At 72.6% G+C, this 21,698-nt stretch carries 18 protein-coding genes and 2 pseudogenes; 6 read left to right on the forward strand and 14 right to left on the reverse strand.

Annotated features, from left to right (window positions below; translation table 11 throughout):
* Positions 1 to 19: 19 nt before the first annotated feature.
* The 11 genes and pseudogenes from ACIQMV_RS09830 to ACIQMV_RS09880 all read right to left on the reverse strand — a co-directional run bounded on the left by ACIQMV_RS09830 (position 20) and on the right by ACIQMV_RS09880 (position 12,692).
* Positions 20 to 1,168 (reverse strand): aliphatic sulfonate ABC transporter substrate-binding protein, encoded by a 1,149-nt coding sequence (locus tag ACIQMV_RS09830; RefSeq protein WP_402592234.1) that lies wholly within the window; start codon positions 1,166 to 1,168, stop codon positions 20 to 22.
* A gap of 225 nt (positions 1,169 to 1,393) precedes the next feature.
* Positions 1,394 to 2,728, reverse strand: coding sequence for a sulfate adenylyltransferase subunit 1 (locus ACIQMV_RS09835; protein ID WP_402592235.1), 1,335 nt, complete (start codon positions 2,726 to 2,728; stop codon positions 1,394 to 1,396).
* A 2-nt stretch (positions 2,729 to 2,730) separates the two neighbouring features.
* Entirely contained in the window at positions 2,731 to 3,675 is a 945-nt protein-coding gene (gene cysD, locus ACIQMV_RS09840) for a sulfate adenylyltransferase subunit CysD (protein WP_402592236.1), read from the reverse strand.
* Positions 3,672 to 4,253 (reverse strand): adenylyl-sulfate kinase, encoded by a 582-nt coding sequence (gene cysC / locus ACIQMV_RS09845; protein ID WP_402592237.1) that lies wholly within the window; start codon positions 4,251 to 4,253, stop codon positions 3,672 to 3,674. Before cysC ends, cysD begins: the two co-directional genes overlap by 4 nt.
* Before the next feature lie 3 nt (positions 4,254 to 4,256).
* Positions 4,257 to 4,967 carry a phosphoadenylyl-sulfate reductase gene (locus ACIQMV_RS09850; protein ID WP_401779039.1) on the reverse strand — a complete coding sequence of 237 codons (711 nt, stop codon included), beginning with the start codon at positions 4,965 to 4,967 and terminating at the stop codon, positions 4,257 to 4,259.
* Positions 4,964 to 5,146 carry a hypothetical protein gene (locus tag ACIQMV_RS09855; RefSeq protein WP_401779042.1) on the reverse strand — a complete coding sequence of 61 codons (183 nt, stop codon included), beginning with the start codon at positions 5,144 to 5,146 and terminating at the stop codon, positions 4,964 to 4,966. The genes ACIQMV_RS09850 and ACIQMV_RS09855 overlap by 4 nt, the downstream gene beginning before the upstream one ends.
* Positions 5,143 to 6,834: a nitrite/sulfite reductase gene (locus tag ACIQMV_RS09860; protein ID WP_402592238.1), complete on the reverse strand. Its 1,692-nt coding sequence runs from the start codon at positions 6,832 to 6,834 to the stop codon at positions 5,143 to 5,145. The genes ACIQMV_RS09855 and ACIQMV_RS09860 overlap by 4 nt, the downstream gene beginning before the upstream one ends.
* Positions 6,835 to 7,233: 399 nt before the next feature.
* A complete protein-coding gene (locus ACIQMV_RS09865; RefSeq protein ID WP_402592239.1) occupies positions 7,234 to 7,806 on the reverse strand; it encodes a GNAT family N-acetyltransferase in 573 nt (190 codons plus the stop codon).
* 449 nt (positions 7,807 to 8,255) lie between these two features.
* Positions 8,256 to 9,593 (reverse strand): hypothetical protein, encoded by a 1,338-nt coding sequence (locus tag ACIQMV_RS09870; RefSeq protein ID WP_402592240.1) that lies wholly within the window; start codon positions 9,591 to 9,593, stop codon positions 8,256 to 8,258.
* 306 nt (positions 9,594 to 9,899) lie between these two features.
* Positions 9,900 to 10,592: pseudogene (locus ACIQMV_RS09875) on the reverse strand (hypothetical protein); the annotation flags it as partial.
* A 465-nt stretch (positions 10,593 to 11,057) separates the two neighbouring features.
* The gene (locus ACIQMV_RS09880) at positions 11,058 to 12,692 is read right to left on the reverse strand and encodes an acyl-CoA dehydrogenase family protein (protein WP_402592241.1); all 1,635 of its coding nucleotides are present in this window, start codon (positions 12,690 to 12,692) and stop codon (positions 11,058 to 11,060) included.
* 170 nt (positions 12,693 to 12,862) lie between these two features.
* Here ACIQMV_RS09880 and ACIQMV_RS09885 point away from each other — a divergent pair, with 170 nt between their 5' ends.
* The 3 genes and pseudogenes from ACIQMV_RS09885 to ACIQMV_RS09895 all read left to right on the forward strand — a co-directional run bounded on the left by ACIQMV_RS09885 (position 12,863) and on the right by ACIQMV_RS09895 (position 15,964).
* Positions 12,863 to 14,032 (forward strand): YihY/virulence factor BrkB family protein, encoded by a 1,170-nt coding sequence (locus tag ACIQMV_RS09885; protein WP_141357114.1) that lies wholly within the window; start codon positions 12,863 to 12,865, stop codon positions 14,030 to 14,032.
* 95 nt (positions 14,033 to 14,127) lie between these two features.
* Positions 14,128 to 14,262, forward strand: a pseudogene (locus tag ACIQMV_RS09890) (hypothetical protein); the annotation flags it as partial.
* 127 nt (positions 14,263 to 14,389) lie between these two features.
* Complete coding sequence (locus ACIQMV_RS09895; protein ID WP_402592242.1) at positions 14,390 to 15,964, forward strand: carboxylesterase/lipase family protein; 1,575 nt, start codon at positions 14,390 to 14,392, stop codon at positions 15,962 to 15,964.
* Between the two features lie 683 nt (positions 15,965 to 16,647).
* On the opposite strand, the gene mmuM is transcribed toward ACIQMV_RS09895, so the two are convergent.
* Complete coding sequence (mmuM, locus tag ACIQMV_RS09900; RefSeq protein WP_402592243.1) at positions 16,648 to 17,586, reverse strand: homocysteine S-methyltransferase; 939 nt, start codon at positions 17,584 to 17,586, stop codon at positions 16,648 to 16,650.
* A 72-nt stretch (positions 17,587 to 17,658) separates the two neighbouring features.
* Between mmuM and ACIQMV_RS09905 the strand changes: the two genes are divergently transcribed.
* Genes ACIQMV_RS09905 through ACIQMV_RS09915 form a run of 3 tightly spaced genes read left to right on the forward strand, consistent with a single transcriptional unit; the run spans position 17,659 to position 19,342 of the window.
* On the forward strand, positions 17,659 to 18,027 hold the full coding sequence (locus tag ACIQMV_RS09905) for a VOC family protein (protein ID WP_141357106.1): 369 nt from the start codon (positions 17,659 to 17,661) through the stop codon (positions 18,025 to 18,027).
* A gap of 50 nt (positions 18,028 to 18,077) precedes the next feature.
* The gene (locus tag ACIQMV_RS09910) at positions 18,078 to 18,536 is read left to right on the forward strand and encodes a hypothetical protein (RefSeq protein WP_402592244.1); all 459 of its coding nucleotides are present in this window, start codon (positions 18,078 to 18,080) and stop codon (positions 18,534 to 18,536) included.
* The gene (locus ACIQMV_RS09915) at positions 18,533 to 19,342 is read left to right on the forward strand and encodes an isocitrate lyase/phosphoenolpyruvate mutase family protein (protein ID WP_402592245.1); all 810 of its coding nucleotides are present in this window, start codon (positions 18,533 to 18,535) and stop codon (positions 19,340 to 19,342) included. The genes ACIQMV_RS09910 and ACIQMV_RS09915 overlap by 4 nt, the downstream gene beginning before the upstream one ends.
* A gap of 33 nt (positions 19,343 to 19,375) precedes the next feature.
* Here the strand turns inward: ACIQMV_RS09915 and ACIQMV_RS09920 are convergent, their stop codons facing one another.
* On the reverse strand, positions 19,376 to 20,467 hold the full coding sequence (locus tag ACIQMV_RS09920) for a lytic polysaccharide monooxygenase (RefSeq protein ID WP_402592246.1): 1,092 nt from the start codon (positions 20,465 to 20,467) through the stop codon (positions 19,376 to 19,378).
* 38 nt (positions 20,468 to 20,505) lie between these two features.
* The gene (locus tag ACIQMV_RS09925; protein ID WP_402592247.1) at positions 20,506 to 21,657 is read right to left on the reverse strand and encodes a cellulose binding domain-containing protein; all 1,152 of its coding nucleotides are present in this window, start codon (positions 21,655 to 21,657) and stop codon (positions 20,506 to 20,508) included.
* Positions 21,658 to 21,698: the final 41 nt, after the last annotated feature.

Below are 21,698 nucleotides of genomic sequence, written 5' to 3' on the forward strand. Positions count from 1 at the left end.
AACTCTTCGGCTACGGTCTTTACTCGGCGCCGAGACCGGCGTCGCTGACGGTTTGCTCGCCCGCGGCCTTCAGGACCTTGTTCAGCGGGGCGAGGTCGTAGATGCCGGCCAGCTTCGGGCTCTGCAGCAGGCCCGCCTTGACCGCGTGTTGCGCCTGGGCGTCGAGGGTCGAGGCCAGCGGGTCGTCGGTGATCCGGATGGACTTCCACGCCGGGTCCAGGACGTTCTCCGGCAGTTCCTTGCCGGAGTCGATGCCCAGCTGCTTGTTCGCCGCGGCCTTCGCCTCGTCCGGGTTGGCGTTGATCCACTTGTTGGTGTCCACGGAGGCCTTCAGGACCGCCTCGACGGCCTTCGGGTGCTCCTTGAGGAACTTCTGCGACACGATGATGTTCGTGATCACGAACTTCTTGTCGGGCCACAGCGACGCCTCGTCCAGCAGCACCTTGGCACCCTCGGCGACCAGCTTGGACGCGGTCGGCTCCGGCACCCAGGCGCCGTCGATGGAGCCGGACTTGTAGGCGTCGGGGGTGATCTTGTTGTCGGTGCGGACCACGGAGACGTCGCCCTTGCCGCTCTGCGCGTCGACCTTCCAGCCCTGTTCCGCGATCCAGTTGAGGAACGCCACGTCCTGCGTGTTGCCCAGCTGCGGGGTCGCGATCTTCTTGCCCTTGACGTCCTTCAGGGACTTGATCTTCGCCGGGTTGACCACGAGCTTGACCCCACCGGAGGCCGAACCGCCGATGATGCGCAGGCTCTTGCCGGCCGACTTGGTGTAGCCGTTGATCGCCGGGGACGGGCCGATCCAGCCGATGTCGATGGAGCCGGAGTTGAGGGCCTCGATCTCGGACGGCCCGGCGTTGAAGACCGACGGCTTGACGACCGTCGCGCCCAACTCCTTCTGGAAGAAGCCCTTCTGCACCCCGACCAGCGCGGTCGCGTGCGTCAGGTTGCCGAAGTAGCCGATCCTGACCGAGTCGAGACCGTCGGTCTTCTCGGCCCCGGCGGCCACCTTCTGCTTGGCGCCGTCGTCGTCGGCCTGGGAGCCGTAGCCGCAGGCGGCGAGCGCGAGCAGGGGCAGGGCGGCGACCACGGCGAGGCCGCGGCGCAGTACGGGCCCGGGGGAGCCCCCGGTCGGGCGGTTGCGGAACGGGGCACGGTTGGCTGGCACGGGAGGCTGTCCTCTCGCAGGCCCGGCGGTCACGCCCGTCAGGTCGTGGCCGGGAGGTCGGCAGGTCTTCGTCTACGCGGGGGGTGGGGGGTGAGGGCGCGCGGGCAGTGCGCGTACGTCAGCGCACACATCGGGCCACTCCGCCCTGTCCGCTGCCGAGGGCGCCGCTGCCGACGCGGCCGCCCTCCTTGGCGAACGTCGAGTAGAAGTCGGGTGAGTTCATGGTCAGAAGTCCCAGCCGTCCTTGTCCGCCGCGTCCTTGACCGGTACCGGCGAGGCGAACGACTCGCCGACCATGCCCGCGGTGAGCGTGGTGCCGTCGGAGGGGTCGATCAGGATGAACGAGCCGGTGCGCCGCGAGTCGGCGTAGGAGTCGACCGGCAGCGGCTCGGCGGTGCGGATCTTCACCCGGCCGATGTCGTTGGCGACGAGCTGCCCGGGGTGCGGGTGCAGGGACAGGTCGTCCAGGGTGAGCCGGGACGGGATGTCCTTGACGATCGCCTTGACCGTGCGGGTGCCGTGCTTGAGCAGCACCCGGTGGCCGACGGTCAGCGGCTGGTCGGCGACGTGGCAGACGGTCGCCTCCACGTCCTGGGTGGTGGCGGGCGCGTCCTTGCTCGGCACGATCAGGTCGCCGCGCGAGACGTCGATGTCGTCCTGGAGCAGGACCGTCACCGACTGCGTCGTCCAGGCCACGTCGACCGGCTCACCGAGCAGGTCGATGCCGGAGATCCGGGTGGTGCGGCCGGACGGCAGCACCGTGACCTCGTCGCCGACCCGGAAGCTGCCGGCGGCGATCTGGCCGGCGTAGCCGCGGTAGTCGGGGTGCTCGGCGGTCTGCGGCCGGATCACGTACTGCACGGGCAGCCGCGCGTGGCAGTGCGCCAGGTCGTGGCTGACCGGGACCGTCTCCAGGTGCTCCAGGACGGTCGGGCCGCCGTACCAGTCCATGGTCGCGGACGGCTCCACCACGTTGTCGCCGACCAGCGCCGAGATCGGGATCGCGGTGACCTCGGGGACGCCCAGTTCGGTGGCGTACGCCGTGAACTCCTCGGCGATCGCGGCGAACACGGACTCCCGGTAGTCGATCAGGTCCATCTTGTTCACGGCCAGGACCACGTGCGGCACGCGCAGCAGCGCGGCGATCGCCGCGTGCCGGCGGGTCTGCTCCACCACGCCGTTGCGGGCGTCCACCAGGATCACCGTCAGTTCGGCGGTGGACGCGCCGGTGACCATGTTCCGCGTGTACTGCACATGGCCCGGGGTGTCCGCGAGGATGAACCGGCGGCGCGGGGTGGCGAAGTAGCGGTAGGCCACGTCGATGGTGATGCCCTGCTCGCGCTCGGCGCGCAGCCCGTCCGTCAGCAGCGCGAGGTCCGGGGCCTGCTGGCCGCGGCTCGCGGAGGCACGCTCCACGGCCTCCAGCTGGTCGGCGAGGACCGACTTGGAGTCGTGCAGCAGCCGGCCCACCAGGGTGGACTTGCCGTCGTCGACGGAGCCGGCGGTCGCGAACCGCAGCAGGGTCGTGGCCGCCAGGTCCGTGGTCGTGGTCGTGGTCATCTCTAGAAGTACCCCTCGCGCTTGCGGTCTTCCATCGCGGCCTCGGACAGCTTGTCGTCGGCCCGGGTGGCGCCGCGCTCGGTGAGGCGCGAGGCGGCGATCTCGGTGATCACCTTCTCGATGGTGTCGGCGCCGGAGTCCACGGCGCCGGTGCACGACATGTCGCCGACGGTGCGGTAGCGCACGAGCCGCTTCTCCACGGCCTCGTCGTCCTTGGGGCCGCCCCAGTCGCCTGCGGTCAGCCACATGCCGTCGCGCCGGAAGACCTCGCGCGTGTGGGCGTAGTAGATCCCGGGCAGCTCGATGCCCTCGCGGGCGATGTACTGCCACACGTCCAGCTCGGTCCAGTTGGACAGCGGGAACACCCGGACGTGCTCGCCGGGCGCGTGCCGGCCGTTGTAGAGGTTCCACAGCTCGGGTCGCTGACGGCGCGGGTCCCACTGGGAGAACTCGTCCCGCAGCGAGAACACCCGCTCCTTGGCGCGGGCCTTCTCCTCGTCGCGGCGGCCGCCGCCGAAGACCGCGTCGAACCGCTCGGACTGGATCTTCTCGGTCAGCGGGAGGGTCTGGAGCGGGTTGCGGGTGCCGTCCGCGCGCTCCTTGAGGACGCCACGGTCGATGTAGTCCTGCACGGAGGCGACGTGCAGCCGCAGGCCGTGCCCGGCCACCGTGCGGTCGCGGTAGTCGAGGACCTCGGGGAAGTTGTGCCCGGTGTCCACGTGCAGCAGCGAGAAGGGGACCGCGGCGGGCCTGAACGCCTTCAGCGCCAGGTGCAGCATGACGATGGAGTCCTTGCCCCCGGAGAACAGGATCACCGGGTTCTCGAACTCGCCCGCCACCTCGCGGAAGATGTGCACCGCCTCGGATTCCAGCGCGTTCAGATGGGAGAGGGCGTACGGACTGCCCGTCCCCTCGTCGCCCGCCTTGGTCTTGGCGACGGTCGTCATGCCAGTCCCCTCTCGCTGAGCAGCGTGTGCACGGAAGCCGCCGACTCCCGGACCGTCTGGTGCTGCGACTCGACGCGCAGGTCCGGCGACAGGGGCTCCTCGTACGGGTCGTCGACGCCCGTCAGTCCCGTCAGTTCGCCCGCGGCCTGCTTGGCGTACAGACCCTTCACATCGCGTACGGAGCACACCTCGACCGGGGTGGCGACGTGCACCTCCAGGTATGCCGTGCCGTTCTTCGCGTGCCATTCGCGCACCGCGCCGCGGCTGTCGGAGTACGGCGCGATCACCGGGACCAGCGCCTTGACGCCGTTGCGGGCGAGCAGTTCGGCGACGAAGCCGATGCGCCGCACGTTGGTGTGCCGGTCCGCGCGGCTGAAGCCGAGGCCCGCGGAGAGGAACTCGCGGATCTCGTCGCCGTCGAGCACCTCGACGCGATGGCCCTCCGCACGCAGCCGCCCGGCCAGTTCGTGCGCGATGGTGGTCTTGCCGGCGCTCGGCAGACCCGTGAGCCAGACGGTGGCTCCGGTCGTCACGTGTGTCTCCCTGTGTCTGGAAGCGGTCGTGGAAAGCACGGTCATGGGTCAGCCGTGCAGTCCGCACTCGGTCTTGGCACTGCCCGCCCAGCGGCCGGCGCGCGCGTCCTCGCCCTCCAGCAGACGCCGGGTGCAGGGCGCGCAGCCCACGGAGCCGTAGCCGTCCATCAGCAACGGGTTGGTGAGGACGCCGTGTTCGGCGACGTAGGCGTCCACGTCGTCCTGGGTCCAGCGGGCGATCGGGGAGATCTTGACCTTCCGCCGCTTCTCGTCCCAGCCGACGACCGGCGTGTTGGCCCGGGTCGGGGACTCGTCGCGGCGCAGCCCGGTCGCCCACGCCGTGTAGCCCTTCAGGCCCTCCTCCAGCGGCCGCACCTTGCGCAGTCGGCAGCACAGGTCCGGATCACGGTCGTGCAGCTTCGGGCCGTACTCGGCGTCCTGTTCGGCGACCGTCCGCTCCGGGGTGAGGGTGATGACGTGGACGTCCATCACGGCCTCGACCGCGTCGCGGGTGCCGATGGTCTCCGGGAAGTGGTAGCCGGTGTCGAGGAACACCACGTCCACGCCCGGCATCGCACGGGAGGCGAGGTGGGCGACCACCGCGTCCTCCATGGACGAGGTGACGCAGAACCGGCGGCCGAAGGTGCCGGTGGCCCACTGGAGGATCTCCAGCGCGGAGGCGTCCTCCAGGTCGCGGCCGGCCTGTTCGGCCAGCGCCTTCAACCCGGCTTCCACGCCTGCTTCCGGAGTCGTGGTCATATCCCCTCGTCCCCTTCGTGGCCGGCTCGCCCGACGCCCCGGGCGAGCAGCCCGAGGAACTTCAGCCGGAAGGCCCGGTTGCATCCCGCGCACTCCCAGGCACCGTGGCCCTCCTCGTTGGGACGGAGGTCCTCCTCGCCGCAGTACGGGCAGTAGAAGGGGGCGGCCCGCTCGCTCATGACAGCTCCTCCTCGGACGCCCGCGCGGCCCAGGCGGCGAACCGCTCGCCGTCCTCGCGCCGCTCCTGGAAGCGGGTCAGGACCCGCTCGATGTAGTCGGGCAGCTCCCGCGCCGTCACCTTCAGCCCGCGCACCTTCCGGCCGAAGCCGGGCTCCAGGCCGAGCGCGCCGCCCAGGTGCACCTGGTAGCCCTCGACCTGCTCGCCCCGGTCGTCGACGACCAGTTGGCCCTTGAGGCCGATGTCCGCCACCTGGATGCGGGCGCAGGCGTTGGGGCAGCCGTTGAGGTTGATGGTGATCGGCTCGTCGAAGTCCGGCAGGCGGCGCTCCAGTTCGTCGATCAGCGTGGCGCCGCGCGCCTTGGTCTCGACGATGGCGAGCTTGCAGAACTCGATGCCGGTGCAGGCCATGGTGCCGCGCCGGAACGTGGACGGCCGGGCGGTGAGGTCCAGCGCCTCCAGACCCGCGACCAGCGAGTCGACCTGGTCCCCCTCGACGTCGAGGATGATCATCTTTTGCTCGACGGTGGTACGGACCCGTCCCGAGCCGTGCGCCTCGGCCAGTTCGGCGATCTTCGTCAGGGTGGCGCCGTCGACGCGGCCGACCCGCGGGGCGAAACCGACGTAGTGACGGCCGTCGTTCTGCCGGTGCACCCCGACGTGGTCGCGCCACCGCTGGACCGGCTCCTCGGGGGCGGGCCCGTCGACGAGCCCGCGCTTCAGGTACTCGTCCTCCAGTACCCGGCGGAACTTCTCCGCGCCCCAGTCGGCGACCAGGAACTTCAGCCGGGCCCGGTTGCGCAGCCGCCGGTAGCCGTAGTCACGGAAGATCGACAGGACGCCCTCGTAGACGTCCGGGACCTCCTCCAGCGGCACCCAGGCGCCCAGCCGCACGCCCAGCTTGGGGTTCGTGGACAGGCCGCCGCCGACCCACAGGTCGAAGCCGGGCCCGTGCTCGGGGTGGCGCACGCCCACGAACGCGACGTCGTTGATCTCGTGGACCACGTCGAGCAGCGGGGAGCCGGAGATGGCCGTCTTGAACTTCCGGGGGAGGTTCGAGTAGGCCTTGTTGCCCAGGACGCGGCGCTGTATCTCCTCCAGCGCCGGGGTGGCGTCGACGATCTCGTCCTCGGCGATGCCGGCGACGGGGGAGCCGATCATCACGCGCGGGGTGTCGCCGCAGGCGGTGACCGTGGACAGGCCGACGGCCTCCAGGCGGTTCCAGATCTCCGGCACGTCCTCGATCCGGATCCAGTGGTACTGGATGTTCTGCCGGTCGGTGATGTCGGCGGTGCCGCGCGCGAACTCCTGCGAGACCTCGCCGATGACCCGCAGCTGCCGGGTGGTCAGCCGGCCGCCGTCGATGCGTACACGCATCATGAAGTAGCGGTCGTCCAGCTCCTCCGGCTCCAGGATCGCGGTCTTGCCGCCGTCGATGCCGGGCTTGCGCTGGGTGTACAGCCCCCACCAGCGCATCCGGCCGCGCAGGTCGTTGGGGTCGATCGAGTCGAAACCGCGCTTGGAGTAGATCGTCTCAATGCGTGTCCGCACATTGAGACCGTCGTCGTCCTTCTTGAACTGTTCGTTGCCGTTGAGCGGGGTCAGGTGCCCCACGGCCCACTGCCCCTCGCCGCGGTGACGGCTCACCTTGCGGCGGGGCGCGGTGGGGTTCTGCGGAGAGGCGGCCATGGTCGATACGTCCTTCGGGACAGCGGGAATGCGGCTCTTACCTGCGCGGGCGCAGGGCACATCGGCAGACGGGCAGGCACGCGCGTCTGTGCGCAGGTGGGAAAAGCGGAGGGAAAGCTGGGAAAACCGGAGAAGCGGGAGAACCGGTGGACCCGGGCCCGTGGCCGTCAGGCCACAGCGGGTGAGGTCAGCTCGCCGGACAGATGGCGCTGGACATGCGGCCGTGGTCGACGTGCCGTCGGCTCACCAAGGCGACTCCAGTTCCAGACATGGTGGAAAGCCTGGCATGGCGATCTGGACAGCGTCCAGCTTCGTCCGGCATGCGGACACCCCTGTCCCGGGATTCGGGACAGGGGTGTCGTTCGGCGCGTCGGCCGCGATCGTGCGCGCACCCGCAGGTCAGGCCGGGTACGCCCCCGGCCAGGGGCCCGGAGTGGCCACCTCCGTCTCCTCCTCGACCTTGGTGTCGAAGAGCTTGAAGCCACGGCGCTGGTAGTTGTCCATCGCGAACTCGCCGTCCTTGCTGCACGTGTGCAGCCACACCTGCTTCGTCGGCGTCCGCCCGGGCCAGCGGTCGGCCAGGTCCCAGGCGCGGGCGGTGCCGCAGGACAGCAGGTGGCCGCCGATCCGCCGGCCGCGGAAGGCCTCGATCAGCCCGAAGTAGACGATCTCCACGACGCCCTCGTCCTGCGCCTCCAGTTCGACGTAACCCGCCGGGGTGCCGCGGTCGTACGCCACCCATGTCTCGACACCCGGACGCTCCAGGTGCTCCCGCCACCGCGCGTACGTCCAGCCCAGCCGGTCCGTCCAGCGGATGTCGCCGCCGACCGAGGCGTACAGGAACCGGCTGAACTCGGGGGAGGGAACCTCGGACCGTACGACCCGTACGTCCCCCTCGGGCACGGCGGCCGGCAGGAGGTCGGTCGGGGAGGTCTGCTCCAGGGACCAGGTGGTCACGGCGATGCTCGTCATGCCGGTCAGGGAATCATCCGCGCCGGGCCCGTGTCGATCGGGAGTGCGGGGTCTCACCCGGGACGCGCCCACCGGCCGGGCGCGGCTCCCGGGCGCGGTTCCCGTGCGACGGCCCCGGCGCGGTTCCCGCTCGACGACCTGGCCCGGCTCCGTGCGACGGCCTGGCGCAGCCCCCGTGCGACGACCTAGTGCTGTGGCCGGGAAGGTTTGCCGGCTCGCGGCGCCCGGCACGGCACTCCCCCAGCCTTCGGCCGGGGGAGCGCCCGGCACGGCACTCCCCCAGCCTTCGGCCGGGGGTACCCCCACGCCGCGTTGTCGCATCACCCGAGTACATCCCGTACGCGGGCAATGCTCCGTCTTGCGATGTTCCCCCACTGCCTGAAGGGCGTGGGAGGTGCCCCCAGCACCGGACGCCGCGAGCTTCCCGGCAAACCTTCCCGGCCACAGCACTAGCGCAGCTCCCGTTCGACCGAGGACAGCGGCAGCGCGAACAGCATCCGGCCCGACAGGGACCAAACGTCGCCGGTCTCCTGCCAGTAGGAAAGGGAGCCGGTGCCGTCGCCCCAGCAGCGGTGGGTGTCCTCGGAGCCGCACTCGGCGGCCTTCGCGCCGCGCTCGTCCTGCCGCCACAGCGTGCCGTGGGTGCCCTCGTCCGCGGGGCGGCCCAGGTACCAGTCCGGCGTCGCGGACGGGCCCGGACGGTGCGACAGGACACCCCGGACGTCCTCCGCCTTCGTCCCGTAGGCCTCGTCCGAGGCCACCGTGCCGCCGGAGTCGGCGGCCAGCAGGCCGGAGCGGAGGGGGTCCCGGCTGAAGGAGTAGCGCCACAGGCGCGTGTGGCGGCCGCCGTCCGTGGGCGCGGCCTGACTCGCGACCAGGCTGGCCGGCGCGGAGCTGCGGTCCAGGGAGAGGCCGTCCGGGCAGGGCAGCGCGGACAGGTCCGCACCGGCCGCCCGGACGCAGTTGCCGTCGGCCGGGCGGTAGGAGGCCACCGCGGGCAGCACCCACCGGTAGCCGTGCGCCGACCACCCGCCCGGCACCCGGCCCACCTCCCGGCCGTCGACCGTGGCGCGGTGGATGCGGCGCAGGTCGTAGACGTACAGCGCGTCGCGCTCGCCGCCGGAGGTGGTGACCAGCAGTTTGTCCCGGTACCAGACCATCCCCGACACGCGCGAGACGAGCCCGCGGAAGTCGCGTCCGCCGTCGACCGGGACGGCGAGCAGCGCCCAGGTGTAGGTGAGGTGACCGGGATCGTCGGCGTTGACGAAGGCCACCCGGGCCAGTCCGCGCCCGTCGTCGGTGTCGTGCGTCCAGCCGGAGAGGATCACCCGGTGGGCGCCCCACCGGCCGCTGTCCTCGGCGTCCCCGGAGGTGGTCACCGACTCCGGCCGCCACCGGCGGGTGGCGGAATCCGCGGGGTCCCAGCAGTACGCGCGCGTGGCCGCCGGCTCGAGGGGCAGCGCCTCCTTCTCGTGGGCGCTGCACTCGTCCGCGTCGCGCAGCGAGCGGTCGGCGCCGCTGAGCACCGTGCCGACTCCGACCGGCCGGCCCATCGCCGCGGCGAGCCGGTCGAGGGAACGCTGCGGCACCGGCTGCTCGGTCAGCCGCAGCCGGCCGAGCTCGGCGGACGAGGTGAGCGGCTTCAGGGCCCCGGGGTCGTCGGCGACCGTGGCCTGCGAGGTGCTGATCATGGTGGCGGCAGCGGTCAGCGCGAGGCCGGCCCCGGCCAGGACCGCGCGCAGCGCCCTGCCCCGTCTGCGCCTGCGGTGTCTGCCGCGCTGCTTCATACAGCCCCCTTTTCAGGGCTCGGTCCGCCTCCGGGACGCCAGTTCCGCGCACACGGGCCAACTGCTTCGGGAGGTCCGAGCGTTGACCGAGTAGCGGCTGGGGCGACCCTGTGGCGATGCTACGGCAGTCGGGCCCGCGACAGGTCGAAGACCCTGCAATTATGCGGAAGATGCCACCCCGGGGCCGAACCCTTGACCTATCGGGGCCACCGGGGTCACCCACCCGCGCCACTCACGGCACCGTGATGACACGCTCCCCTCGTACCGCCGATGCCGCCGAGGGGCGAGGAGGTCGTCGGGGTCGTCCGGGTCGTCCGGGGGGAGCAGTTCGACGTCGGTGCGCTCGCGGAAGCGGCAGGGGCGGTGCTCCAGAAACGGGCCCAGACAGCGTCGTACCCGCGACATCGCGGCGCGGACGGTCACCTTGCGGGCCGGGTCGCCGAACACGGTTCCGGCCGGCTGCGAGGCGCCGGGGCCGGTGCGGTGCACGGCGAGCGGACAGAGCAATTCGGCGGGGCGCGGGCTCAGTTCGTGGATCCAGGAGCCCTCGCCGCCCAGGACGGTCACCGGCCGGCGGCGCGGCCGGGCCGGGTTCAGCACGATCCGGGCTCCGTCGTGCGGGGTCGGTCCCTCACGGGCCCGTGCCAACCAGCCGTCCACCGGCGGCTCCAGAGAACACAGGCCGGCCGCGGGCGGCCACACGGGGCCCGCCGAGCGGGACTTGGACTGTGGGATCCGCGCCGCGTACGGCATTCCGGCCACCACCGCCGCCGCCGTCGCTGTCCGGCCCACGGCCGCGACCCGCACCCCCGCCGCCGCGACCGCGGCGGTTCCGCGTCCACCATCGTCCCGCCGTCCCGCCGTCCCGCCGTCCCGCCGTCCCGCCGTCCCGCCGTCCCGCCGTCCCGCCGTCCCGCCGTCCCGCCGGGCCGGCACCGGCGCCGCGACCGCCCGCAGCCGCTCCAGTGAGGCCGGATGCTGCTCCCGCAGCCTCGCCCCGCCCGGTTCCGGCACCGAGCCGACCCGGACCGGCGTGTCCGATCACCGGGCGCGGGGCCACCCGCGCGCGCCGGCCGGCGAGCGTCGCCGAGCGGGTCTCGCTGAGCACCCCTGCCGCCTGCGCCGGATCGATGGCGGCGAGCTGCGCGACGTCCACCGGTCTCTTCGCCACTGAGTCCCCCCGTGAAAGGGGTCCGGGCAACCGGCTGCCCCCCCCGGGCGCCCCGGCCCTGCGGGCGTGCGCGGTCGCGCCCCTTCCGGCCGCCCCGCGCACCGTGCTGCCCGGCCGTGCCGGAAGGATGCGGTCCGCTCACGCGGACGCGCAAGTTGCAACCCCTTGCAACCCTGGTGAAACAGGCTTGAGCTCATTGAAACTTGTCCAACGCCGCCGTGTGCGGCGCATACGGCCTGGAACGGGCCTGAAGTGCGGGGGTGGTGCCGTGTCGGCGCAGCACCACCCCCGCGTCAGTGCGCGGGGCGCGCCCGTTCCACCACCGCCGCCAGGTTCAGGGTGTGCGGCAGCGCCCCGAAGGCGGCGCCCCACTCGCCGCCCAGCCGCGAGGCGCAGAACGCGTCGGCGACGTCCGGCGGCGCGTACCGCACCAGCAGCGCCCCCTGGAGCACCAGCGCCAGCCGCTCGGTCAGCCGCCGGGCCCGGGCCTCGGCGCCCTCCAGATCGGCGAGTTCGGTGAGCAACTGCTTGATCGCCGCGTCGAGACGGTGGTCGGCGCCGCGCGCCAGGCCCACCTCCCGCAGATAGGCGTCGAGCGCCTGCGGCTCCCGCGTCAGCGCCCGCAGTACGTCCAGCGCCTGTACGTTCCCGGCGCCCTCCCAGATCGAGTTGAGCGGCGACTCACGCACCAGGCGCGGCATCCCGGACTCCTCCACGTACCCGTTGCCGCCCAGGCACTCGGAGGCCTCCACCGTCAGCGGCGCGCACCGCTTGGTGATCCAGTACTTGGCGGCCGGCACCGCGATCCGCAGCAGCGCCCGCTCCTGCTCGCCCCCGTCGTCGTAGGCGGCCGCCAGGCGCAGCGCGAGCGTCGTCGCCGCCTCCGACTCCAGCGCGAGGTCGGCCAGCACGTTGCGCATCAGCGGCTTGTCGACGAGCTTGCCGCCGAACGCCTCGCGGTGACCGCAGTGGTGCACCGCCTGCGCCACCGCCTGCCGCATCAGCCCCGCCGACCCAAGCACGCAGTCCAGCCGGGTCGCCGCGACCATCTCGATAATGGTGCGCACCCCGCGCCCCTCCTCGCCGACCCGGCGCGCCCAGGTCCCGTCGAACTCGACCTCGGCGGAGGCGTTCGACCGGTTGCCCAGCTTGTCCTTGAGCCGCTGGATCAGGAACACGTTGCGCGTGCCGTCCGCCAGCACCCGCGGCACCAGGAAACAGGTCAGCCCTCCCGGGGCCTGCGCCAGCACGAGGAACCCGTCCGACATCGGCGCCGAGCAGAACCACTTGTGCCCGGTCAGCTCGTAGGCGCCGTCCTCGGCGAGCGGCCTGGCCGCGGTGGTGCCCGCCCGTACGTCGCTGCCGCCCTGCTTCTCGGTCATCCCCATCCCGAACAGCGCCCCGGCCTTCAGCTGCGCGGGCCGCAGTTCGCGCTCGTAGACCGCGGACGTCAGCCGCGGCTCCCACTCGGCGGACAGCTCCGGGTCGGTGCGCAGCGCGGGCACGGCCGCGTGGGTCATCGACAGCGGGCAGCAGGTGCCGGCCTCGACCTGCGTCCACACCAGGAAGGCGGCCGCCCGCCGCACATGCCCGGCCGGACGGTCCCAGGCCGCGGTCAGCCCGGCCGAGACGCCCTTGCCGAGGAGCCGGTGCCAGGCCGGGTGGAACTCGACCTCGTCGACGCGGTGGCCGTAGCGGTCGTGGGTGCGCAGCCTCGGCGGGTTCTCGTTGGCCTGCGCTCCCCACTCCTGCACCTGGGCGGAGCCGGCGGCCCGCCCGAGCGTCGTCAGCTCCGCGCGCACCTTGTCGAGCAGCCCCGCCTCCACGTGCCGTCCGACCGCCTCGGCCAGGGCCTGATCGGTGGCGAAGACGTCGTATCCGACCAGCGGCGGCGGCTGGTTGGTCACGGTGTGCGTGCTGGGTGCCATACGACGGAACCTACCGTTCCTGAAGACTGAGCGGGAGCGAGTGCTGGTGCCAGGACTCATGCTCAGCCGCGGGCCCCGAACGGGCCCGCCGGACCCCGGCAGAGGTCCTGCCTGAGGGCCGCCCCCCGGCGGGTGACGGGGAGCGGGGCCGACGGAGATACCTTTGGCTCGTGCAGCAGTCAGCCAGCGAAACCCCCGAAAGGCCCTCCGGCCGCCTCCACCGGGCACGAGCCCTCTACCGGAACGTATCCAAACGCAGGACCGCCTGGCTGCTGCTGAAGGACACCGTCAACTCGTGCATGGAGTACCGGATCCTGGGGCTGGCGGCCGAGGCGGCGTTCTTCTCCCTGCTGTCCGTGCCGCCGCTGCTGCTGAGCCTGATCGGACTGCTCTTCTACGTCGACACCTGGACCGGCGCGCACACCATCGCCAGCCTGGAGCGCAACATCCTGGACGCCTCCCGCACGGTCCTGTCCGACCAAGGGGTCAAGGAGATCACCCAGCCGATCCTGCGGGACGTCATGAAGGGCGGCCGGCCCGACGTGATCTCCATCGGCTTCGTGTTCGCCCTGTGGTCGGGCTCGCGCGCGGTGAACGTCTTCATCGACACCATCACCGTCATGTACGGCCTCGACGGCGTGCGCGGCATCGTCAAGACCCGGCTCCTGGCCTTCGGTCTGTTCATCGTGGCCCTGCTGATCGGCTCCATCGCGCTGCCGCTGATGGTGGCCGGCCCGGACGCGGTGGTGCGGATCGTGCCGTGGTCGACGACGCTCGTCCAGATCCTGTACTGGCCGGTCGTGATCGTGCTGTCCGTCGTGTTCCTGACCACGCTGTACCACGTGTCCGTGCCGGTGCGTTCCGCGTGGACAGAGGACGTGCCCGGCGCCCTGGTCGCCCTGGCCATGTGGGTGGTGTGCAGCTTCCTGCTGCGCATCTACCTCACCAGCACCGTCGAGGGCCCGACCATCTACGGCTCACTCGCCGCGCCGGTCGCCGTGCTGCTGTGGATCGGTGTGTCCGCGTTCGCCGTGCTCGTCGGGGCGGCGGTCAACGCCGCCATCGACCGGGTCTGGCCGGCCGCCGCCACGGCCCTGGCGCGCGCCGCCAACGAGCGGGTGCGCGAGGCGCAGATCGCCGAGTACGTCGCCCGCGCCGCCGCGACCCGCGAGAACGAGCCCGACGACCCGGAGGACCCCGACATGCCCGCGGAGTTCCCCGAGCGGTGGTCGCGCTTCCTGCCCCCGGAGGACGTGACGGCACGGCTGCGGGCCCATGTGAAGACCACGCACACGCGGAGCCCGCACAAGGACGACCAGAACGGCTCGTCGAAAGGGTGACCGGCCCGACGGGCCGCCGCGCCGCCCGGGGCCGCTCGGGACCTCCCGCGGCCTCCCGTCGGGGCACGGCGGCGGCGTAGCTCGTCCTCGCCGTCTCCTGCATGATCGACATCTCGCGGCACCCCGATACCAGGCAGCTCTCGTCCCTGGCATGGCTGGCCGTCTGCGCCTTCGGCAACGTGATCGGCCTGGTCGCCTGTCTCAGGTTCGGCCGCAGCGAGAACCGGTAGGGGTCCACCGGACCTCCGCCGGGCTTCCACCGGACGGCGGTGCCGGCACCCCGCGCCCGGAATACCGGAAGACGGCGGTGCGCTTCGGTGATACCGGTGTGAGACGCGGCGAAGGGCTGGTGGGCGCATGACGGCCGGCAGATCGGACCCCGTGGTCACCACCCCCTACGGGGCGGTGCGAGGCAGACATGAGCACGGAGTGGCCGTGTTCCGCGGCGTCCCGTACGCCGCACCCCCCTTCGGCCCCCGGCGGTTCCGGCCGCCGGTGCCGCCCGAGCCCTGGGACGGTGTGCGCGACGCCGCCCTCTTCGGCCCGACCGCGCCGAAGCCTCCGTACTCCGAGGCCTTCGCCCGGTACCTGTCCGACCCCGTAGTCCCCGGCGACGACTGCCTCAACCTCAACGTGTGGACACCCGATCCGGACCCGGCAGCCCGGCTCCCCGTCATGGTCTGGCTGCACGGCGGCGCGCTCACCCGCGGCTCCTCCGCCGTGCCCGTCTACGACGGGCGTGCCTTCGCCCGTGACGGCGTCGTCCTGGTCTCCGTGAACTACCGGCTCGGCGTGGAGGGCTACGGACTCTTCCCGGACGCCCCCGCCAACCCCGGCCTGCGCGACCAGCTCGCCGCCCTGTGCTGGGTCCACGAGGCGATCGGGGCCTTCGGCGGCGATCCGGACCGGATCACCCTGTGCGGCCAGTCGGCCGGAGCCATCAGCATCGGCGCCCTCATCGCCGCCCCGCAGGCCCAGGGCCTGTTCCGCCGCGCGGTCCTCCAGAGCGGGCCGCCGGAGGCCGCCGACCGCGGCAACGTACGGCGGATGGTGCGGCGCATGGCGACCCGGCTGAAGGTGCCCGCCACCGCGGAGGCGTTCGCCGCCGTCGACCGGGACCTGCTGCTGCGCACCCAGGCCGAGGTCGGTCGGCTCGGCGGTCCGGTCCTCGGCGGGCCCGCCTTCGGCATCGTCGTCGACGGCGACCTCGTCCCGCGCGACCCGCTCCAGGCCCTGGTGGAGGGCGACGCGGCGCGGGGAGCGGACCTCCTCATGGGCTGGACCCGCGACGAGTACCGGCTGTGGCTGGTGCCGGGCGGGCTGCTGGAGCGCGTCGACCGGCTCGGTGCCGTCGCGCTGGCCGCCGCCATGGCCCGCTGCCACTGCGGGCACGAGGTGGTCCGCGGCTACCGGGCGCTGCGCCCCGGGGCCGGCACCGCCGAGATCGTCGGCCAGCTGGTCACCGACCACCTGCTGCGCCGCCCCCTGCACCGCCTGGCCGACGCGCATTCGCCGGGCTCCTCGTACGTCTACGAGTTCGCCTGGCCCTCGCTGCTGCCGGACCTCGGTGCCTGCCACGCCCTGGAACTCGGCTTCGTCTTCGACACCGGCGACCTCTCAGACTCCCGCAGACTGGCCGGGGAGGGCGCCCCGCAGGAGCTGGCCGACGCCATGCACGCGGCCTGGGTCCGCTTCGCCACCGACGGCGACCCCGGCTGGCAGTCCTGGGACGCCACCCACCCGGTACACGTCTTCGGCGACGGCCCGCCCCACACCGTGCACGGCCCACGCGACGCCGAACTCGCCCTCTGGACGGCCGCCCCCGAGCCGCCGCCCACCCTCGACGGCACCCGGGCCCGCGCCACGGAACTCCGCGCGGTGGTACGACGCCTGCGCCGCCCGGGGGACGTGGGCGGCGTGAGCGGCCGCTGACGATCCTTCGCCGGGGGGAGGGAGCCACGGCAGCGTGAACCGGGCGGGCCCGCGACGACCGGCCGGGGCGCCGACAGCAACCGGGCGAACTCCGTGTGCGCCCCGGGCTGCGCCCGGCAGAAGCCGCCGCCGACCGGACGGGTGCGGGACGGGGTGCGGGTGTTCTGTCCGGTGGATTGCGCCGGGGAGGGGACGGCGGTGTCGTGCCTGCTGCACCGATCGGTGGTTCGCGTCGAGGAGAGGGCGGTGTTGCGGTTGCGCGGTCGACAGCGCGCGGGCCATCTCCGTGATCGCCTGGTTCGGTCCGGCAGGAGTCGCCGGCCGATGGTGGAGGGGACGGCGGTGTCGTGCCTGCTGCACCGATCGGTGGTTCGCGCCGGGGAGAGGGCGGTGTTGCGGTTGCGCGGTCGACAGCGCGCGGGCCATCTCCGTGATCGCCCGGTTCGGTCCGGCAGGAGTCGCCGCGCGGATGGGGGGGCGGCGGTGTTCTGGCCGCTGCACTGACCGCTGGTTCGCCCCGGGGCACGGTGTTGCGGCCGCGCGGTCGACAGCGTGCGGGCCATCTCCGTGATCACCTGGTTCCGTCCGGCAGGAGCCGCAGTCCGGTCGGCCGTCGGGAGGGGGCGGCGGTGTTGTGCGCGCCGGCTGGTGGCCGCCGGTCCCGTGAGGGTGCCGTGGGGCCGCTACCGGGGCGACAGCGCGCGGGCGATCTCCGCGACCGCCTCCGGGCCCACTCGGCAGCAACCGCCGATCAGGCGGGCGCCGGCGGCGCGCCAGCGGTCCACCTGGGCCGGGGTGAAGGTGGAGCGGCCGGTCCAGGAGCGGGACGCGGCGTCCCAGGACTCGCCGCTGTTGGGGTAGACCACGACCGGCTTGCCGGTGACCCGGGCGGCCGTCCGCGCCGCGGCCGCCGCGTCGCCGGGCGCGCAGCAGTTCACGCCGACCGCGATCACCTCGTCCGCGTCGGCGGCCAGGGCGAACGCCTCCTCCAGCGGCTGCCCGGCGCGCGTGCGGTCACCGGCGACGGTGTACGAGAGCCAGGCCGGCACCCCCAGCCCGCGCACCGCCCGCAGCAGCGCCCGCGCCTCCTCCGTGTCGGGCACCGTCTCCAGTGCCAGCACGTCGGGCCGGGCGGCGGCCAGCACCTCCAGGCGGGGCCGGTGGAAACGCTCCAGCTCGTCGACGGTGAGCCCGTACCGGCCCCGGTACTCGGAGCCGTCGGCGAGCATCGCCCCGTACGGCCCCGCCGACGCGGCCACCCACAACGGCCGTACCACCCCGAGCGCGCGCGCCCGCCGCGCCGCCTCCCGCGCCGACTCCACGCTCAGCCGCATGAGTCCGGCGGCCCGTTCCCGTCCGATCCCCCGCCGCGCGAACCCTTCGAAGGTGGCCTGGTAGCTCGCGGTGATCGCCACGCTCGCCCCCGCCTCGAAGTACGCCAGGTGCGCCTGAGTGACCGCCTCCGGCCGCTCGGCCAGCAGCCGCGCCGACCACAGCTCGTCACTCAGGTCGTACCCGGCCGACTCCAGCTGGTTGGACATACCGCCGTCGAGCACGACCGTCCCGCCGTCGAGCGCGTCGGCGAGGGCGGGGGAGGTGACACTGGGGATGACGCTGTCCATGGCACGACGCTAGCCGATCGGGCCCCGCGGAATTCCCCTGCACGGCCCCGGACGCCCTGACATCATCCCCGTATGACCTCCGCCATACGTCACGTCACGATCGACTGCGCCGACGCCCACGCCCTGGGCACCTTCTGGTCCAAGGTCCTGGACCTTCCGGTGCACGAGGACGACGAGCCGGGTGACGACGAGGCGTTGATCGAGGGCGCCGGCCTGCTCTTCGTCACGGTGCCGGACGCCAAGACGGTCAAGAACCGCGTACACCTGGACCTCCAGCCGCAGGACCGCACCCGCGACGAGGAGGTGGAGCGGCTGCTGGGCCTCGGCGCGACGCTGGTCGCCGACCGCCGCAACCCGGACGGCACGGGCTGGGCGGTGCTCGCCGACCCGGAGGGGAACGAGTTCTGCGTGGAGCGCGGCGCGGGGGAGCGGGCGGGCTGACTGGAACGGTTCGGCCGGTACCGAAACAACCGGCCCCTAGCGTGGGCCGCATGAGCGAGACCGTCCACGAGACACCCGCCGCAGCCGTCACCTCCATGGTCGACCACGTACTCGAACTGGCCGCCACCTGGACCGCCTGGGACGGCACGCCCGCCCGCGTCGACGGCCGTGTGTACACCCCGCACAAGGCGATCCGCCGCGTCGCCGACCACATGATCGACCACTTGGCCGAAATGGAGGCGCGGCTGGCCGGAGAAGAGCCCCGGCCCGACCACTGGCACGCCTCCGCGATCACGACCGAGTCCGACCGCGCCCCCTTCACCCCCGAGGATCTCGACGAGACGCGCAGCCGTCTGACCCGACTGGCCCGGATCTGGGCCAACCGCCTGGACGCGCTCACCGACGAGCAGCTCGACCACTCGCCGGGCGAGGGCTGGAGCTTCCGCGAACTCGCCCGCCACCTCGCCGGATCCACGTACTACGCGGACGCCGTCGGAGACCTGTCATGACTGCCTTCGCCGACCTCCACCGGGCCGACGAGCCGCTGCTGCTGCCGAACGCCTGGGACCGGGCCTCCGCCCTGTTGCTCGCCGCCCGCGGATTCCCGTCCATCGGCACCACCAGCCTCGGCGTCGCCGCCTCCGCCGGACTGCCCGACGGCGCCGCCGCGACCCGCGAGCTCACCCTCCGCCTCGCCCTCCTCCTCGGCTCGCAGCCCTTCCTGCTCACCGTCGATGCGGAGGGCGGGCTCAGCGAAGACCCGGACGAGGTGGCCGAGTTCGCCCGGCGGCTGTGGGAGGCGGGGGCCCGCGGCATCAACCTGGAGGACGGGCTCGGGCCGCCCGGCCGGCACGCCGCGAAGATCACCGCGGTGAAGTCCGCCGCCCCCGGCCTGTTCGTCAACGCGCGCACGGACACGTACTGGCTGGGCGACGGAGACGTCACACGGACACTGCGCCGGCTCGACCTCTACCAACAGGCGGGAGCCGACGGGGTGTTCGTCCCCGGGCTGACCGAACCCGAGGCGATCGCCGCCCTCGTGGAGCAGCTCGACGCACCCCTCAACATCCTCTACTCCCCGGCCTGCCCCACCGTCCCCCACCTCGCCGACCTCGGCGTACGCCGGATCAGCCTCGGCTCCCTGCTGTACCGGGTGGCGCTGGGCGCCGCCGTGGAGGCGATGGCCGCCGTCGCGGACGGGCGCACTCCACGGGGCGCCGCTCCCTCGTACGCGGAGGTGCAGGCGCTCAGCGCCCAGGAGGGAAGCGCGAGCGGAGTTCCCCGCCGCACAGGAGAGGGCGCGCCGGCGGGATGAACCGGCGCGCCCGGGTGAGGGACGGTGTGGGTGTCAGCTCGCGGTGCAGCTGACCGAACCGACCGGGAAGTTGTTGCCCGTGGACGTGGCGGTGAATCCGAAGAAGACACTGCCGTCAGGGGGTACGGTCCGGTTGTAGTCGGCGTTCTTGACCGTGATCGTGCCGTCTCCGGCGGTGGTCAGGTTGCCGTTCCAGGCGCTACTGATCTTGGTACCGGTGCCGGGCTTCCACGTCACCGTCCAGCCGTTCAGCGGTGCCGTGCCGTGGTTCATCACTTGCACGGCACCCTGGAAGCCGCCGCTCCAGGAGTTCTCCACGTTGTACACGGCCATGCAGGAGCCGGTCTGCGGACCGGAGGGCGTCGGCGTCGGGGTGGGCGTCGGCGTCGGGGTCGGGGTGGACGAGCCGGAGTTCCGGATGCCCGTCACCTCGCCGTGGCCGCCGTCGAAGGCGATGTCCGAGCAGGAGAAGAAGTTCTCCTGGCTGTCGGAGCGCACCCACTGGATGAAGAGCAGCGCGTTGCCCGAACGGCCGGAGGGCAGCGGGAGGTTCCAGTAGTAGTGCCCGCCGTCGGTGCCGGGCGACCCCACCTGCGGCGGGTTGCTGACGGTCTGGATCAGGTCCAGGTCGGCCCAGCGCAGCTGGGACGTGGGCGACCAGGAGGGTTTGGTCAGGTAGACGCGGAAGTCACCCGGGTGGGCGGCCCAGTTGCTGTACTGGAGCTCCATCGTGGACCCGGAGGTCAGATGGGTCCTGGGCCAGTCGGCGCGGGCGGCGTTGTAGGCGGAGAAGTCGTACGGTGAGCGGTCGCCCGCGCTGCACAGGGTGCCGTCCGGGACGTAACCCTGGTTCCGGCCACCGGCGTTGGAGTCGAGCACCGCGAACCAGTTGTACAGCGGCGTGGCACCGCTCTTGTTCATGGCGTCCCGGCACGCGGGGTTCGTCGGATCGAGACTGCCGGTCGCCGTGCGGGCGTCCACGTAACACAGATAGGTGCGCGAACCGGGCATCATCGCCACGCCGTGCGCCTCGGCGCGGCCCTGACCGAGAAGGGTCAGGCCCAGTGCCGCGAGGAGGGTGGCGAAGGCCGCCGCCACCGATAAGAGTCTGCTGCGTCGAGCCACGTTCGGTCCGTCCTTCCTTGTGGGGGTGGTGGTGCGTCTCAGGCGGTGTTGCAGGCAGTTCCGTTGAGGGTGAAGGCGTTCGGTGCGGCGAACGTGCCGCTGTAGGTGCCCTGGAAGCCGAACGTCTGGCTGCCGCCCGGCGCCAGCTGCGCGTTGTGCGACAGGGCGGACGCCGTGACGACACCCGAGGCCGGGTTCACCGTGGCGTTCCAGGCGCTGGTGACGCGCTGCCCGGAGGGCAGGGTGAAGCCGAGCTGCCAGCCGTTCACCGCCGTCGAACCGGTGTTGCGGACGGTGACGTCGGCGGTGAACCCGCCCGGCCAGACGTTCGTGGCGTACGTCACCGAACAGGCGGTCTGGCCACCGGGGTTGCCGCCCCCGCCGCCACCGTTGCCTCCGCCGCCATTGCCACCCGTGCGGATCTCGGAGGAGAACGACGTCACCGCGAGCCCGGTGCCGTTCTGCCAGGGCTCGAAGCCCGCCTGCACGCTCGTCAGGTACCAGTTGCTCGACGCCAGTTGACGGGAGACCGCCTGCTGGACGAAGTCCATCACGTCGAAGTTCCAGCTGGTGATCGCCGAGGGGGCGACGAAGGACAGCACGTTGTTGGAGCCGTTGCTGCCGGACCACACCTGCCAGGACCGGCCGGCGACCGTGGCCGTGCCGGTCTGCGAACCCACCGGCTGGATCGGCCCGACCTTGTTGAACCAGACCATGATCTCGGTCCGGTTCACGCCGTCCTTGCGGGCCGTCGGGTCCAGCCAGATGTCGTAGGCGGCGTCGTAGACCGCGTCGCTGACATAGCCGTACGAGATGCTGGTGGGCGCGCTGGAGATGGTGTCCAGCCGGGCCGGGAGCGCCGTGCCCGGCGAGCAGTTGGTGTAGTGGCAGCCGTTGTAGACGGACGGGTACGACTTCGGAGCGCCGTTGGTGGCCGCCGAGCCGTCGGCCCGGTTGATCCGGAAGCCGGAGTCCGTGACGGTGATGCACTGGGTGGCGTCGGTGCCCCAGCGGTTGTTCTGGACGACGTAGCGGCCCTGGATCGTGGTCGTTCCGAAGGCGTCGCAGATCTGTGTGTCGGCGCGCGCCGCCGGAGCAGCCGCCAGGAAGGCGGCGACCAGGGCGAGAGCGGTGAGCAGCGCGCACAGTAAGCCGCGCGCGGGGTCGAGCCGATGGGGCAGCAGTCGCATAGGGGGGCCTCTTCGAGGGGCGACGTCGTGGGGAGGAGGAG

The organism is Streptomyces sp. NPDC091412 (assembly GCF_044756885.1).
Taxonomy (GTDB): Bacteria; Actinomycetota; Actinomycetes; order Streptomycetales; family Streptomycetaceae; genus Streptomyces.

Bases quoted from the DNA above. Each gene is read 5' to 3' on its own strand.
- ACIQMV_RS09835 (WP_402592235.1), bottom strand. From the start codon at position 2,728: ATGACCACGACCACGACCACGGACCTGGCGGCCACGACCCTGCTGCGG.
- cysD (WP_402592236.1), bottom strand. From the start codon at position 3,675: ATGACGACCGTCGCCAAGACCAAGGCGGGCGACGAGGGGACGGGCAGT.
- cysC (WP_402592237.1), bottom strand. From the start codon at position 4,253: ATGACCGTGCTTTCCACGACCGCTTCCAGACACAGGGAGACACACGTG.
- ACIQMV_RS09850 (WP_401779039.1), bottom strand. From the start codon at position 4,967: ATGACCACGACTCCGGAAGCAGGCGTGGAAGCCGGGTTGAAGGCGCTG.
- ACIQMV_RS09855 (WP_401779042.1), bottom strand. From the start codon at position 5,146: ATGAGCGAGCGGGCCGCCCCCTTCTACTGCCCGTACTGCGGCGAGGAG.
- ACIQMV_RS09860 (WP_402592238.1), bottom strand. From the start codon at position 6,834: ATGGCCGCCTCTCCGCAGAACCCCACCGCGCCCCGCCGCAAGGTGAGC.
- ACIQMV_RS09865 (WP_402592239.1), bottom strand. From the start codon at position 7,806: ATGACGAGCATCGCCGTGACCACCTGGTCCCTGGAGCAGACCTCCCCG.
- ACIQMV_RS09870 (WP_402592240.1), bottom strand. From the start codon at position 9,593: ATGAAGCAGCGCGGCAGACACCGCAGGCGCAGACGGGGCAGGGCGCTG.
- ACIQMV_RS09880 (WP_402592241.1), bottom strand. From the start codon at position 12,692: ATGGCACCCAGCACGCACACCGTGACCAACCAGCCGCCGCCGCTGGTC.
- ACIQMV_RS09895 (WP_402592242.1), top strand. From the start codon at position 14,390: ATGACGGCCGGCAGATCGGACCCCGTGGTCACCACCCCCTACGGGGCG.
- mmuM (WP_402592243.1), bottom strand. From the start codon at position 17,586: ATGGACAGCGTCATCCCCAGTGTCACCTCCCCCGCCCTCGCCGACGCG.
- ACIQMV_RS09905 (WP_141357106.1), top strand. From the start codon at position 17,659: ATGACCTCCGCCATACGTCACGTCACGATCGACTGCGCCGACGCCCAC.
- ACIQMV_RS09910 (WP_402592244.1), top strand. From the start codon at position 18,078: ATGAGCGAGACCGTCCACGAGACACCCGCCGCAGCCGTCACCTCCATG.
- ACIQMV_RS09915 (WP_402592245.1), top strand. From the start codon at position 18,533: ATGACTGCCTTCGCCGACCTCCACCGGGCCGACGAGCCGCTGCTGCTG.
- ACIQMV_RS09925 (WP_402592247.1), bottom strand. From the start codon at position 21,657: ATGCGACTGCTGCCCCATCGGCTCGACCCCGCGCGCGGCTTACTGTGC.